The organism is Salmonella sp. 3C, from assembly GCF_025426275.1.
Taxonomy (GTDB): Bacteria; Pseudomonadota; Gammaproteobacteria; order Enterobacterales; family Enterobacteriaceae; genus Salmonella; species Salmonella enterica.
The window spans coordinates 3,788,844-3,802,108 of the sequence record NZ_CP104858.1 but is presented as its reverse complement, the minus strand read 5'-3'; the positions used below and the strand labels follow the sequence as shown (position 1 = coordinate 3,802,108).

Here is a 13,265-nt window from a genome sequence, read left to right as displayed (position 1 = left end):
CAGAAGGATTCAGCCGCGAACCATACACTGTGCAAAAGGTGAAATGTTGAGCAGGTTCATCGCGCTCTCCACCGCTCCTGATATCAGTACGCTCGCCACCACATATGAGACTTTTCCGAGGCCGCCTTTCAGGAATCCCCCCCTAAGACACACGCAGAAATAACGATTAACTCATAACCCAGGGAAGTCATTGACCTGCTTTAGCGTTTTTTATGTAGGGTAAAATCAAACGATTCTTGTTAGAGAAGACGTAAAACGGTGCACTGTCTTTCATTCATTAGATAAATGCTGATGGCAGGAATAGTTTTAGCGGAAAATGACATAACCCAGAGCGAATTCATCAGCCAAAAGGCAGGAAAGCCAGCACATTAATCCATAACATCAGCCAGCTAATCCTTACGGCCCTGGGTGGATAATGATTACCAGGGATAATAGATATGTTCAGCCTGTTCGCGAACCGGCGCATCGTCTCCCAGCAGTCTGGCGGAAAGGGTTAGCGCGAAATCAAAGACATGACCCAAGCCTTTGCCGCTAATTAAATTACCATCTTCAACAACGGGCGCATCCACATAGACACCTTCCGGAACCGCTTTCCACAGGTCGCCGGAACAGACATAACGACGCCCCTTCAGCAATCCGTGAGCACCCAGCACCCTTGCCGCCGCGGAACAGATAGGACAAATTAATTTGCCTGCCGCATCATGACGCGCAACGAAAGCGATCACCGCCGGATTAGCCGCCAGATTAGCGCTCCCCTGCGGACCGCCCGGCAGCACTACCGCATCAAAAAGCGCCTGCTGGCGTTCACTCAGCGTGCTGTCCGCAACCATAGGAATATCATGGTAACTCACCACCGCCCGTGATTCAGCACACGCCAGCGTTTCGACGTCGATATGCAAACGTCGCAGAATATCAAGAGTAACAATGGCCTCTGCTTCTTCAAATCCTGGCGCCAACAGCACCGCGACCTTTTTCATTGACTGCTCCTTGTTAACGAGTCACCCATCAAAACTGCGCTTAACCGAATAACGTGCTCGTATGATTAATGACATTAAAAATGATCTACCGCAAAATCGGCTAGTTTATAAAAACAGGCATATTTGCTCTCAACCGTTTATGCGTGTGATATCCAGACTGACTAATGTTTATTTTATTGAAATTAACATACTTGAAAGGCTTAACCCATGATATGAAACAATGTTTCATAAATTACAAATCTATATAATATCATTTAACTTTCAAATGGTTGCAACTGCTCCTCATCCAAAATCATTACACCTGAAAAAATCACACCGCTGAAAATGTAAAAAAAGATAAACAATTGCATTTAAGGATTTTCTTATTTTTATTGACGCGCTATTCTCATTACCGATCGATAAACAGGAAATGAGATCGCATAAGGGACTGGCGGAACGGAGTTCTTCTGCTAAGAGTATTTATTGTGCATAGAGGTAAGAATGTGACAACGGCCCGTTGCATTCTCGTCTGTCATGCACATCAACACTTTCTGGAAATAAGGATATTGTTATGGCAGCTGTAGGAATGGTTCAAAAGCTCAACACGCCAATGAACCTTGAGTTTTACGCATCAAATCTTTACCTCCATCTAAGCGAATGGTGTTCTGAACACAGTTTAACAGGCACCGCCACCTTTCTTCGTACCCAGGCGCAAGGCAACGTGACGCAAATGATGCGCATGTTTAATTTTATGAAAAACGCCGGCGCCACCCCTATCGTTAAAGCCATTGACGTTCCGGGTGAAGAGCTCTGCTCTCTGGAAGAATTGTTCCAGAAAACCCTGGAGGATTATCAGCAACGCGCCAGCACGCTGTCGCGTCTGGCAGATGAAGCGAAAGCGCTGAATGATGCCTCAACGCTCGATTTTCTCCATACCCTGGAAAAAGAGCAGCAGCAGGATGGCGTACTTTTACAAACTATTCTCGAAGAAGTTCGCAGCGCTAAACGAGCAGGGCTATGCCTGGCGCAAACCGATCAGCATCTCCTTAACGTCGTGACCTATCAGCATCACTGATAGCGGCACCCCGAGCGACAATATTGAGACGTTATTAGCCGGATAGCAACGCGAAGCAGCTTATCCGGCCTACACCGTTTCTGATCTGTTTGCCAGAGGTGGTGCCTGTCGCTACTGGCGTATTATCGGCACATCATGCCAGCCGACAGGCGCGAAACGTCTCTGTCTTGTCCGGGCATTACCCCAGCATCTCACGTACAAACGCTTCTATTTCTTTATTCTGGCCGTTTTCAAACAAACATTGCTGGAAACGCGGCCCTGAAACCGCCGTTTTAACCAGTTCAGGATCGATAGCCCGTAGTGTATCCAGATAATTCTCTTTGACGACCGCGGCCTTAACCTGGTTCAAAATGCCCGCATTGCGTACCTGCGGCGCTTTGCGCTCAGGCGGATACCCCTCGCCTTTACGCCCGGTAAACGCTTTTTCAAAGATGAAACGCACGTTCAGCTCAGCGCCCCAGCCAAAGCCTTTCGCAAATGGCAGGGACAACGCATTGCCGTTGTTGATCTGCGCAAACAGAAAAGCATCTGCCGGATCGATGCAATAGCCACAAATGACACCTGGATGAATATTTAACGACATCAGCGCGCCCTGACCGGTGCCACAGCCAGTAACCACAAAATCAACCGCGTTTGCATTAAGCAGAATACTCGCCATGATGCCTAAATGAATGTACGTCAGGTGATGGTCATTTTCGTCGCACATGCCGACGTTAAAAACGGGAAATCCCTTTTCATTGGCGACGGCGCTAAGTTCGTTATAAATGATGGCATTTTTGCTGGCCTGGCTATTTTCCATCATCAGTGCAATTTTCATCGTGTTCCTCCTGAATGCAGACGGTCGCGTCTGCGTAAATCATGACGTTTTGCCCACACTACACACTTAAGAACATGCATTCAAATTTAATAAAACGAAGTTTCATTAAATGAAGAGACGCTCACACATTTTCTGTTTCCGCTGTAAATCCCCTGCCGTTACCTTTAATCAAGGCGAATCCGTAAGTTATTCCAGCCATTGACGGTGCAAGACACGAGGTAGCATGGTCTGATACCGAATTGTCGGAGCGATTTTATGAAGCCTCTTATTTTTACTCTTTCACTGCTAGCCCTGACGGGATGCACCATTACTCGACAAGCGCAGGTCAGCGAATCCAGCCCGATAAGCGGCATCGTGCGCCTGACGTATAACCAGCCGCTATTTTTTACTTCACGGACAGATGACTATGTATCTCACGGGACCGCAACACGCGAATGCCAGCAGATGGGCTATGCCGATGCCGTTTCGTTTGGTCAGCCGGTAGGAACCTGTAGCATTTATGCGGGCTCGTTGTGTCTGAACACCCGATTTACCCTCTCCTGGCAGTGCCGGGGCGTTGCAGTCCCGCAAATTATGCCGCTTTATTATTAAGGCGGCTGGCTTAACGCCGACACCATGTACAATGGAGGAGAGCGCAGGGTCGCTATTGCCAGCATGAAGGTGCTGGCTTTTCTTTATTTTTATACCCTATACACTGGCGTTAATGCGTTTTATTCCCATTCGTATTTTTAATAATTAAATTTAATATTTTACCTTTTGCAAATAATAAAATAACAAATTATAGTGGCGTCACATTACCGTATATCTTTTGCTATTTGTGGAGCGGAACCATGCTGAAAACAGAAATGATCGACAAACTGAATGAGCAAATGAATCTGGAGTTGTACTCCTCCCTGCTCTATCAACAAATGAGCGCGTGGTGCAGCTATCACAGTTTTGAAGGCGCGGCCGCATTTCTTCGTCGCCATGCGCAAGAAGAGATGACGCATATGCAGCGCCTGTTTGACTACCTTACCGATACCGGAAGCCTGCCGCGCATTCATACCGTTTCTTCGCCCTTCGCTGAGTACGCCTCGCTGGATGAACTGTTCCGCGCGACCTATGAGCATGAGCAGCTTATTACGCAAAAAATTAATGAACTGGCTCATGCCGCAATGACCAGCCAGGATTATCCGACATTTAATTTCTTGCAGTGGTATGTGGCAGAACAGCATGAAGAAGAAAAATTGTTCAAATCTATTATTGATAAATTAACGCTGGCGGGAAAAAGCGGCGAAGGGCTTTATTTCATTGATAAAGAACTCTCCACACTGGATACGCAAAATTAATCCAGCAAGTCCTTACACGGTGAGACGCGCTCTCACCGTGGCGTATTAATGGCGGCAGATTTTACTCTCATGCGTTGAAAAACCGTCCTCCACGGCAATAAACTTTCCTTTCGCCGCCAGAAACGCGACCAGTTCCGCCGCCGTCATATCTGACGCTGAACAGGTGTGAAATCGTGCCCGCTCGCCAAAGCGCGCTTTTATTGCCGCCTCCAGCGAGGTATGCGTGTACTGCTCGCCAGACTCAATCATCATGTTGAGCACTTCGTGACCGTGAATGGAATCCATAACCCCTCCTGAATAAAACTCGTAGCCTAATGTGTCCTTGTGCGAGCGACTTTGCGCTAGCGCAGGTTTGCGGCGGTTGTCCGCGTCTCCTCCCATACTCGCTTTTATGCCCGTAACTGTAAATTTTACAGTACACCTATTGTAACGACCATTTGACGAAAATAGCGTAATGCCTTACCCTGCGCCGCGGATATCACCGTTCTTTGTTACCGGGGTAGTAGAAAGCGTGAAAAACAGAACTCTGGGCAGTATTTTTATCGTGGCAGGCACCACTATCGGCGCCGGGATGCTGGCAATGCCGCTGGCAGCGGCTGGCGTTGGTTTCAGCGTCACGCTGGGATTGTTGATTGGCCTGTGGGCGCTGATGTGTTATACCGCGCTACTATTACTGGAGGTATATCAACACGTTCCGGCGGATACCGGGCTGGGCTCGTTGGCAAAACGCTATCTTGGACGTTACGGACAGTGGCTTACGGGATTCAGTATGATGTTCTTAATGTATGCGCTCACCGCCGCCTACATTTCCGGAGCCGGAGAATTACTGGCATCCAGTATTAATAACTGGCTTGGCGCCACGCTCTCGCCCGCTGCCGGGGTGCTGCTGTTCACCTTTGTTGCCGGTGGGGTGGTATGTGTGGGCACCTCGCTGGTCGACCTTTTTAACCGCTTCCTGTTTAGCGCGAAGATCATTTTTCTGGTCATCATGCTTGCGTTGCTCACGCCACATATTCATAAAGTAAATCTTCTTACGCTTCCTTTACAGCAGGGGCTGGCGTTATCCGCCATACCGGTCATTTTCACCTCGTTTGGTTTTCACGGAAGCGTACCGAGTATTGTGAGTTATATGAACGGCAACATTCGCCGGCTGCGTTGGGTCTTTATGACGGGTAGCGCCATTCCGTTAGTGGCCTATATTTTTTGGCAGCTCGCCACGCTGGGAAGTATCGACTCGCCGACATTCAGAGGGCTACTGGCCAGCCATGCCGGGTTAAATGGCCTGCTGCAGGCGCTCAGAGAAGTGGTCGCTTCGCCACATGTCGAACTGGCGGTCCACCTGTTCGCCGATCTGGCGCTGGCGACCTCTTTTCTGGGCGTAGCGCTAGGATTATTTGATTACCTGGCCGATCTATTCCAGCGCCGCAGTACGGTGTCCGGACGCCTGCAAACCGGGCTGATTACCTTTCTGCCGCCGCTGGCGTTTGCGCTTTTCTACCCACGTGGATTTGTGATGGCATTAGGCTATGCCGGCGTAGCGCTGGCAGTGCTGGCACTGCTCATCCCTGCTATGCTGGTCTGGCAATGCCGTAAACAGAGCCCTCAGGCGGGATATCGTGTGGCAGGCGGCACGCCAGCGCTGGCGCTGGTGTTTATCTGCGGCATTGTCGTGATTGGCGTCCAGTTTTCGATCGCACTGGGGTTCCTGCCCGATCCAGGTTAATGTCAGGCAAAGATTACCGGGCCCGGACGCCGTCCAGGCTCGATAATCATCACGCTATGGCCGTTTACGAGCCATTAATGCAGGCAGCACTGCTTAAATTTTTTGCCGCTCCCGCATGGACAAGGATCGTTACGCCCCACTTTCACCTCTGCTTTTATCGGCATCTGTAGCGGCGTCGTGTGCGGATGCGCCATCCACCAGGCATGCAGCTCAAGCGCCGCGATACGGATAGCATCAACGCTTTTATCGAACGCTTCCGGGCTCATTTTATCCAACAGCGCAAAGTTTTCTTCAGTGCCGTGTAAGGCAATCGCTTCCAGCGCCGGTTTTAGCGTATCCGGCAAGTCAGACCAGTCGGACAGCGACACTCCGCGCATGTAACCAAAGCACCATTCTTCAACAATCGTTAATTCATGGCCATCAACTTCTCGCAGGCCAAACAGCGGCTCGAACTGTTCTGGATAGTCTTCAAGCCGGGCGGCTGTGTCCGCCATGTGCTGGAACACCAGCTCCATAAATCGCGTCATTTCTTTTTCAGATGTCCAGCGCGGTACGTACGCGGGTCCCCCCCATATCGCGACCAGCCACTGTTCCGGCTCGATGGGACGCGGAGAACTTAGTACCGCAGTAATCAGACCGTCCAGCTCCGCGACATCCAAAATGGCCTGATCGGTATTGTATTTCGTCAGCACATCATCCAGCCATTCCAGCTCGTTCTCGTTTAATGGTTCCATTTTCATAACGCTTTTCCTCAGTGATGACTTCCGCCTGTAGGCCTCTTACATTGCAGCGGATAAAAATAATTTTTTTGCAGGCAGTTTGGATGGCAACCATCAGGGGCCAGATTAACACGAAATGAGGAGGATTCCGGAAGTTAACGCACAAAAGGAGGATCAGGGCGCAGATTTTCCGCCAGGAAGCGCTCGCCCCACACAAAAGAGAGAGATGGGTTTCTCGCTATATTATACTCATGCTAACTTATACCACCGCCGCGGACAGATAAAACCGCCCTCTCAAATAGAGCTTATTTTCAGTAAAAAAGTGTTTAATGAGTTCGTCTACCGCTTCTCTGTCAGCAGAAAAGGTTATTTCCATAAACAGCGTATCGTACCCTATTTTGATATTTTTTTTCTTACAGTAAACACGGATATCATCCTGCACACTCAGCAACGGCAGGCTAAATGTGTATAGCGGTTGCGGTTCTTTTTTCGCCGCTTTCTCAAAAACTTTAGTGACCAGATCCCCAAGATCGCGCTCTGACCGGGCACCGTTATTAAAATGCAATAAATTACGTCTTTTTACCACCCAGCCTCCAGCCAGATACCGCCAACAATAACTCTCACTTCAATGTGTGAGGCACATAATCACATCCAGAATCAGCTCCAGATAGTATTTCAAATAAACAGCCCGCACTATAGCGCATACTTTTTTCAGACACAGTTTACAGGGATACTCTCTTTATATCCACGCGCACGGTTGCCTTAATCATGTCTTCCGCGATAACACAGTTTGTCAACCTATTCTATATAACCAAGCTTAAACAGAACCTTACCAGCCAGCGATATCAGCTCAGGATTTTCAGGATAAAAACGCAGTAACGGCAAAAATACCGCCTCACCGATAATGCTCCGGCTATTAGCATGGTTTGGGCGCAATCCCCAGATATTCTGATAAGACATCGGCACGACCTGCCCATTCATGGTTGTGTTACCGATATACAGCATAATATGCCCTGGAATATAGACCAGCGTAGTAAACGCTTTTCCGTATCTGGTGAGATAATCGATCCGCATTTGGGGATTTTTATGACTAAGATCGACCACCCGTCCAGCAGCCTCTACCTGCGCGGATGAATGTCTGGGCAGGAATATGCCAAACGGCATTAACAGGCTGCGGACTTCGGCTGAACAATCATTATAAAAGTTAAAATTTCCCCAACCGTAGGGGGCGCCGTGCATTGCTTTCATTAGCACAGCGATATTTTCCGGCGTCATTTTCCACGGCATAGCCGTAAACTCGTTACCGCTTAGCCAGACCCAATGGATAGACGCGCGACCGTTGCTATCGCGAACTGGCGCCGCAATCAGGAACTGGCCCGCCCGTTGATGTCGGAACGGTAAAATAGTGCCCGGGCGCCCGGTGAAATAATAGACGCCTGCGGCATGGACAGAAACCGGCGCGTTGATAAATGCCCCCAGTTGCTTATGAGCAAGCAAAACCCACTGTGTTATAAATTTCTGATCCGTACTGGCAATATCTTCACTATGAACCCAGCCAGTTACCGCTGGTGAAACGACATATTGCCAGCGTTGGTCTTTGCTCTTCGTCAGCGTATAGACCGGCGTACCGGGACGCAGCGAAGACATTTGTAAATTATCAAACGGATACCCCTCGCCTGCCTGACGGGGATCGTTAAAGAGCGGGTCGTCCGTTGGCAGCGCTCTGACTAAACTTTCTCTGACCATAATGCCTCGCCGGGAGGCATGATAGATATTGTCAATCTGCGTATCCGTATTCCCTCTAACCTCCTCTTTCCAGCGAGAGGTATAAAGTCTGAAGTTTTCCCCCCAATAAGCACTGCCGTCGCTAAGAAACTGCTTAATACTGGCATCCCGGGCCTGTGCTGCATTTTTTTTCAGCAATGCGGTAATATAAAAACCATTCCACGGCGAGTGCGCTTCACTGTCCATTCCGAAATAATGAGATTTTAGTGCGTGAAAGTAGCGTTGTTGGGTAGCACTATCAATAACCGGAATAGTGTAATCAGCCGAGTCCGGAGGTATCCATTTATCAACCGACTGTGAATAATCCGCTAACGGAAAGCGTGTTTTTGTCGGGTCAATATAGCTCCCTGCGACAATTTCATCTTTGGCTGTTGATCGGTAGGTCGTCTGGTGGCAAGCGGTGAGGCACAATGGTATCAATAAAACGGCCCAGGTTTTCTTTTGCATCATCATCTCCGTAAAGCGGGGAAAGCATAATATAGAGACTGACCAAAACCGCCATTCACGAAAACCCGAAATTATCTGTAGTTGACCTGTTATTAAGACAATATTGCAAAACGTGATTAAAGCATGATGCGGATCACATTACCTTATGATCAATATTAGTTCGCTATCTACCTTTAGTTAAATTGTGCAGAAAATAACCCTGAACAGTTATATACTCGTTTAATTTGCATAAATACTCCACTGACCCGTCCCTGTTTTTTTCAGACAATACATACTGTAGCGCGTCAGTTCTACTTTTTTTATATACTCTGCAAAGTCATTTTCATCGACGTAGCCAATAAAATTACGCGCATCACATGTTGAAGAGGAAAGCTCTCCTGAAAGAGAGTAGGTTACGATTGCACTCTCAGGCTCATACAAAATAAAAAAAGTAAAAAAGCGCAACCTACAATCCCAATATTAATGAAGCTAATAAATAATTTTGCATTATCGGTATATTTCACTGGCAGACCTACTCTCTTTAATAAAGCAGGCATAAAACATATCAGCATTTTTTATAGAGATTAATGGATTTTATCGGCTGATTTACCCGACGTTTAGTATTTACCAGGCATAAGTTCTTGCGGGTCGGTAGCACATAACTGTTGTACTGGCAGAAATGCCGCTACCGATGTTTTTTACTGTATATCGCACTGGAGAGTTCACGCTCGCGGTCGGCATACAAACTGAAGGCACAAAAAAACCACCCGTAGGTGGTTTCACGACACTGCTTATTGCTTTGATTATTCTTGTCTTTCCCATGGTACCCGGAGCGGGACTTGAACCCGCACAGCGCGAACGCCGAGGGATTTTAAATCCCTTGTGTCTACCGATTCCACCATCCGGGCTCGGGAAAAATTGGAGGCGCGTTCCGGAGTCGAACCGGACTAGACGGATTTGCAATCCGCTACATAACCGCTTTGTTAACGCGCCAAATTTTTTTGGCTTTTCAGCCAGCATCCGCTTTACGCCAATGCTTTTAAACTGGAGCGGGAAACGAGACTCGAACTCGCGACCCCGACCTTGGCAAGGTCGTGCTCTACCAACTGAGCTATTCCCGCAGTATCAAGCAACTTTGTTAATCACTTGATTTTGTTATCGTCTGGCAATCAGTGCTGCCGTTCGATGCGTTGCATTCTACTTACCTGACGCACTGAGTCAACGATATTTTTCGTCACTCACGATCGTTTGCTGAAATTTGCGGCGAAACGATCACTGATCAAGCAAATCTCCGCGTGCAGCGCTCAAATATTGCAACATGGACCACAACGTTAGCACCGCTGCGACAAAGAAAAGCGCGATCCCGGCATACTCTACCCAGATATTCGGACGCCACAAGAGCCACGCCAGCGCCACCATCTGCGCGGTAGTTTTGACTTTACCGATCCAGGAGACCGCTACACTACTGCGTTTGCCCAGCTCCGCCATCCATTCACGCAGAGCAGAGATAATAATTTCGCGGGCTATCATCGTCGCCGCAGGTAACGTCACCCACCAGCTATGATAATGCTCGGTGACCAGCACCATGGCGATCGCCACCAGCACCTTGTCGGCGACGGGGTCGAGGAAAGCGCCGAAACGCGTACTCTGGTTCCAGCGTCGCGCCAGAAAGCCGTCAAACCAGTCGGTAATCGCGGCAATACAGAAAATCAGCGCGCTGACCATCGGCGCCCAGGCGAACGGCAAATAAAACACCACGACAAAGAATGGAATCAGGATGACGCGAAACAGCGTGAGCAACGTAGGGATATTAAATTGCATAGTGACGGGTAACTATCTGTTGTCAGTGAAATTACCCCTATGTTGCTACAGTGGCCTCAATGTTTCAACGACCAGAAGATCTTTTCTGCCAGACCTTGCGAAATACCCGGCACTTTTGCAATTTCTTCTACGCTGGCGTTACGTAGTCCTTGCAAACCGCCCATATATTTCAGCAGCATCTGGCGACGTTTAGGCCCAACGCCTTCAATAGTTTCCAGCGTACTGGTATTTTTAACCTTCGCGCGTTTTTTACGGTGCCCGCCGATCGCGTGATCGTGCGACTCATCGCGAATATGCTGAATAACATGTAGCGCCGGCGAGTCCGGCGGCAGGCTAAACCCCTCGCCTTCCGGTTCAAAAAAGAGTGTTTCCAGACCGGCCTTTCTGTCCGCGCCTTTGGCGACGCCGAGCAGCAAAGGGCGATGCTTATCCCAGGGGACATCCAGCTCAGCAAAAACGGCTTTCGCCTGGGCGAGCTGCCCTTTTCCGCCGTCGATCAGAATAACATCCGGAATCTTACTTTCTTCTATAGCCTTGCCATAACGCCGACGTAGCACCTGATTCATCGCCGCGTAGTCATCACCCGGCGTGATACCCGCGATATTATAACGACGATACTCGGCGCGTAACGGCCCGTTAGCGTCAAATACCACACAGGATGCGACCGTTTGCTCCCCCATGGTATGGCTGATGTCAAAACACTCCATCCGCTTGATCGCAGGAAGTTTTAATACCGCCGCCAGCGCAGTCAAACGCTGCGTGATGGTGGACTGCTGCGAAAGTTTAGTGATTAAGGCCGTTGCCGCGTTGGTCCGCGCCAGCTTGAGATAACGGGCGCGATCGCCACGCGGTTTTGTCTGGACATGAATACGCCGTCCGGCAAGTTCCGACAACGAGTCGGCCAGCAGCGTTTTATCGCTAAGATTAAAATCGAGCAGTATCTCGCCCGGTAGCGTGCGCATCTGGCTACCCTGTAGGTAAAACTGCCCGACAAAGGTTTCCACCACTTCGCCCAGTTCCGTACCGCCAGGCACTTTTGGAAAATAGCTGCGGCTGCCCAGCACCTTACCCTGGCGAATAAACAGCACATGCACACAGGCCATACCCGCATCAAAAGCCACGCCGATAACGTCGAGATCGTCGCCCGCATTGGAGACAAACTGTCTCTCCGTGACCCGGCGTACCGCCTGGATCTGATCGCGAATACGCGCCGCCTCTTCAAATGCCAGATCCTGGCTGGCCTTTTCCATCCGGGCAATCAGCTGTGTTAAGACCTGGTCGTCCTTACCGGACAAAAACAACCGGACATACTCCACCTGTTGCGCATACTCCTCCTCGCTGACCAGTCCTGCAACGCAGGGGCCTAAGCAGCGGCCAATCTGGTATTGCAGGCAAGGACGCGAGCGGTTGCGATATACGCTGTTTTCGCACTGGCGGACAGGGAAAATTTTCTGTAACAGCGCCAGCGTTTCCCGCACGGCATAGCCATTAGGAAATGGGCCGAAGTACTCGCCTTTCGCATGTTTGGCGCCACGGTGCATCGCCAGACGCGGATGGGTATCGCCGCTCAGAAAAATAAAAGGATAGGATTTATCATCACGCAACAACACGTTGTAACGCGGTTGATACAACTTGATGTAATTATGCTCAAGCAGCAGCGCTTCCGTTTCGGTATGCGTTACCGTGACATCAATGTGTTGAATTTGCGCAACTAGCGCTTCGGTTTTACGCGAAGCCAGGTTGCTGCGAAAGTAGCTGGAAAGACGCTTTTTCAGGTCTTTTGCTTTACCGACATAAATAACCGTACCGCCGGCGTCATACATACGATAGACACCGGGTTGGCTGGTAACGGTTTTCAAAAACGCCTTTGCGTCAAATATTTCACTCACTGGCTTGTTAACGTCTCCGCATTACACAGGCCATGGCGGATTGCCAGGTGAGTCAGCTCAACATCACCATGAATGTTTAATTTACTGAACATACGATAGCGATAGCTGTTCACCGTTTTAGGACTGAGATTCAGCTGTTCTGAAATCTCATTGACCTTCTGACCCTTGGTGATCATCAGCATAATCTGCAACTCGCGTTCAGACAAACTGGCGAACGGCGTTTCCGTTTTTGCAGGCTCGATCTGACTGAGCGCCATCTGCTGAGCGATATCGGAGGCGATATAACGTTGTCCGGAATACACCGAACGAATAGCGCTCACCACCTCCTGAGGCGCAGCGCCTTTGCTGAGATAGCCAGCTGCGCCAGCCTGCATCACTTTGGCGGGCAACGGGTTCTCCGTATGGACGGTCAGCATGATCACTTTGATATCCGCTGTCGATCGGGCAATTTTACGCGTCGCCTCAAGGCCGCCAATACCGGGCATGTTCATATCCATCAGCACGACGTCAACGGCGTTAGTACGGCACCATTTTACCGCATCCTCTCCGCAGCACGCTTCACCGACAACTTTAATGCCCTTTATATCTTCAAGAATGCGTCGTATCCCTGCGCGCACCAGTTCGTGGTCATCAACAAGAAGAACGTTGATCAAAGGAATATCTCCAGAATAGGGATAACGCTACTGATAGTTAATCGTCCTTATATTAGCTGGTTTTATCTCAACT

The 13,265-nt window shown here is 49.4% G+C and carries 13 protein-coding genes, 3 tRNA genes and 2 pseudogenes; 4 read left to right on the top strand and 14 right to left on the bottom strand.

Features of this window, described 5'->3' with window-relative positions; all coding sequences use genetic code 11:
- Window positions 1–9 precede the first annotated feature (9 nt).
- Both araH and N7E69_RS18210 read right to left on the bottom strand, forming a co-directional pair.
- Window positions 10–191 (bottom strand): annotated as a pseudogene (gene araH, locus N7E69_RS18215) (L-arabinose ABC transporter permease AraH); the annotation flags it as partial.
- Between the two features lie 228 nt (window positions 192–419).
- Window positions 420–977, bottom strand: coding sequence for a DJ-1/PfpI family protein (locus N7E69_RS18210; protein ID WP_000754800.1), 558 nt, complete (start codon window positions 975–977; stop codon window positions 420–422).
- 550 nt (window positions 978–1,527) lie between these two features.
- On the opposite strand from N7E69_RS18210, the gene N7E69_RS18205 reads away from it, so the two are divergent.
- Complete coding sequence (locus tag N7E69_RS18205; protein WP_000741707.1) at window positions 1,528–2,031, top strand: non-heme ferritin-like protein; 504 nt, start codon at window positions 1,528–1,530, stop codon at window positions 2,029–2,031.
- A 178-nt stretch (window positions 2,032–2,209) separates the two neighbouring features.
- On the opposite strand, the gene N7E69_RS18200 is transcribed toward N7E69_RS18205, so the two are convergent.
- Window positions 2,210–2,848: an RpiB/LacA/LacB family sugar-phosphate isomerase gene (locus N7E69_RS18200; protein WP_000684804.1), complete on the bottom strand. Its 639-nt coding sequence runs from the start codon at window positions 2,846–2,848 to the stop codon at window positions 2,210–2,212.
- 255 nt (window positions 2,849–3,103) lie between these two features.
- Between N7E69_RS18200 and N7E69_RS18195 the strand changes: the two genes are divergently transcribed.
- On the top strand, window positions 3,104–3,439 hold the full coding sequence (locus tag N7E69_RS18195; protein WP_000803234.1) for a YecR-like lipofamily protein: 336 nt from the start codon (window positions 3,104–3,106) through the stop codon (window positions 3,437–3,439).
- Window positions 3,440–3,678: 239 nt separating this feature from the next.
- Entirely contained in the window at window positions 3,679–4,176 is a 498-nt protein-coding gene (ftnA, locus tag N7E69_RS18190) for a non-heme ferritin (RefSeq protein ID WP_000920611.1), read from the top strand.
- A 45-nt stretch (window positions 4,177–4,221) separates the two neighbouring features.
- On the opposite strand, the gene N7E69_RS18185 is transcribed toward ftnA, so the two are convergent.
- Window positions 4,222–4,461 (bottom strand): YecH family metal-binding protein, encoded by a 240-nt coding sequence (locus tag N7E69_RS18185; RefSeq protein WP_000377238.1) that lies wholly within the window; start codon window positions 4,459–4,461, stop codon window positions 4,222–4,224.
- A 226-nt stretch (window positions 4,462–4,687) separates the two neighbouring features.
- On the opposite strand from N7E69_RS18185, the gene tyrP reads away from it, so the two are divergent.
- On the top strand, window positions 4,688–5,899 hold the full coding sequence (gene tyrP, locus N7E69_RS18180; protein WP_001562965.1) for a tyrosine transporter TyrP: 1,212 nt from the start codon (window positions 4,688–4,690) through the stop codon (window positions 5,897–5,899).
- A 74-nt stretch (window positions 5,900–5,973) separates the two neighbouring features.
- Here the strand turns inward: tyrP and N7E69_RS18175 are convergent, their stop codons facing one another.
- The 10 genes and pseudogenes from N7E69_RS18175 to uvrY all read right to left on the bottom strand — a co-directional run bounded on the left by N7E69_RS18175 (window position 5,974) and on the right by uvrY (window position 13,192).
- Window positions 5,974–6,639, bottom strand: coding sequence for a YecA family protein (locus N7E69_RS18175; protein WP_000781526.1), 666 nt, complete (start codon window positions 6,637–6,639; stop codon window positions 5,974–5,976).
- Between the two features lie 238 nt (window positions 6,640–6,877).
- Window positions 6,878–7,204 carry a glucose-6-phosphate dehydrogenase gene (locus tag N7E69_RS18170; RefSeq protein ID WP_000240832.1) on the bottom strand — a complete coding sequence of 109 codons (327 nt, stop codon included), beginning with the start codon at window positions 7,202–7,204 and terminating at the stop codon, window positions 6,878–6,880.
- Between the two features lie 212 nt (window positions 7,205–7,416).
- The gene (locus N7E69_RS18165; protein WP_001574190.1) at window positions 7,417–8,856 is read right to left on the bottom strand and encodes an SH3 domain-containing C40 family peptidase; all 1,440 of its coding nucleotides are present in this window, start codon (window positions 8,854–8,856) and stop codon (window positions 7,417–7,419) included.
- Between the two features lie 213 nt (window positions 8,857–9,069).
- Window positions 9,070–9,401: pseudogene (locus tag N7E69_RS18160) on the bottom strand (hypothetical protein).
- A 249-nt stretch (window positions 9,402–9,650) separates the two neighbouring features.
- Window positions 9,651–9,737 (bottom strand) — tRNA-Leu (locus tag N7E69_RS18155).
- Between the two features lie 11 nt (window positions 9,738–9,748).
- Window positions 9,749–9,822: transfer RNA gene (locus tag N7E69_RS18150), tRNA-Cys, on the bottom strand.
- A gap of 52 nt (window positions 9,823–9,874) precedes the next feature.
- Window positions 9,875–9,950 (bottom strand) — tRNA-Gly (locus N7E69_RS18145).
- 151 nt (window positions 9,951–10,101) lie between these two features.
- On the bottom strand, window positions 10,102–10,650 hold the full coding sequence (pgsA, locus tag N7E69_RS18140) for a CDP-diacylglycerol--glycerol-3-phosphate 3-phosphatidyltransferase (RefSeq protein ID WP_001160192.1): 549 nt from the start codon (window positions 10,648–10,650) through the stop codon (window positions 10,102–10,104).
- Window positions 10,651–10,706: 56 nt separating this feature from the next.
- Complete coding sequence (uvrC, locus tag N7E69_RS18135; RefSeq protein ID WP_001289477.1) at window positions 10,707–12,539, bottom strand: excinuclease ABC subunit UvrC; 1,833 nt, start codon at window positions 12,537–12,539, stop codon at window positions 10,707–10,709.
- Window positions 12,536–13,192: a UvrY/SirA/GacA family response regulator transcription factor gene (uvrY, locus tag N7E69_RS18130; protein ID WP_000611323.1), complete on the bottom strand. Its 657-nt coding sequence runs from the start codon at window positions 13,190–13,192 to the stop codon at window positions 12,536–12,538. The genes uvrC and uvrY overlap by 4 nt, the downstream gene beginning before the upstream one ends.
- Window positions 13,193–13,265 lie beyond the last annotated feature (73 nt).

What these genes read in the sequence shown, in the direction of transcription:
- N7E69_RS18195 (WP_000803234.1), top strand. Translation starts at nt 3,104, where the DNA reads ATGAAGCCTCTTATTTTTACTCTTTCACTGCTAGCCCTGACGGGATGC.
- N7E69_RS18185 (WP_000377238.1), bottom strand. Translation starts at nt 4,461, where the DNA reads ATGGATTCCATTCACGGTCACGAAGTGCTCAACATGATGATTGAGTCT.
- ftnA (WP_000920611.1), top strand. Translation starts at nt 3,679, where the DNA reads ATGCTGAAAACAGAAATGATCGACAAACTGAATGAGCAAATGAATCTG.
- N7E69_RS18175 (WP_000781526.1), bottom strand. Translation starts at nt 6,639, where the DNA reads ATGAAAATGGAACCATTAAACGAGAACGAGCTGGAATGGCTGGATGAT.
- N7E69_RS18210 (WP_000754800.1), bottom strand. Translation starts at nt 977, where the DNA reads ATGAAAAAGGTCGCGGTGCTGTTGGCGCCAGGATTTGAAGAAGCAGAG.
- pgsA (WP_001160192.1), bottom strand. Translation starts at nt 10,650, where the DNA reads ATGCAATTTAATATCCCTACGTTGCTCACGCTGTTTCGCGTCATCCTG.
- N7E69_RS18165 (WP_001574190.1), bottom strand. Translation starts at nt 8,856, where the DNA reads ATGATGATGCAAAAGAAAACCTGGGCCGTTTTATTGATACCATTGTGC.
- N7E69_RS18205 (WP_000741707.1), top strand. Translation starts at nt 1,528, where the DNA reads ATGGCAGCTGTAGGAATGGTTCAAAAGCTCAACACGCCAATGAACCTT.
- N7E69_RS18200 (WP_000684804.1), bottom strand. Translation starts at nt 2,848, where the DNA reads ATGAAAATTGCACTGATGATGGAAAATAGCCAGGCCAGCAAAAATGCC.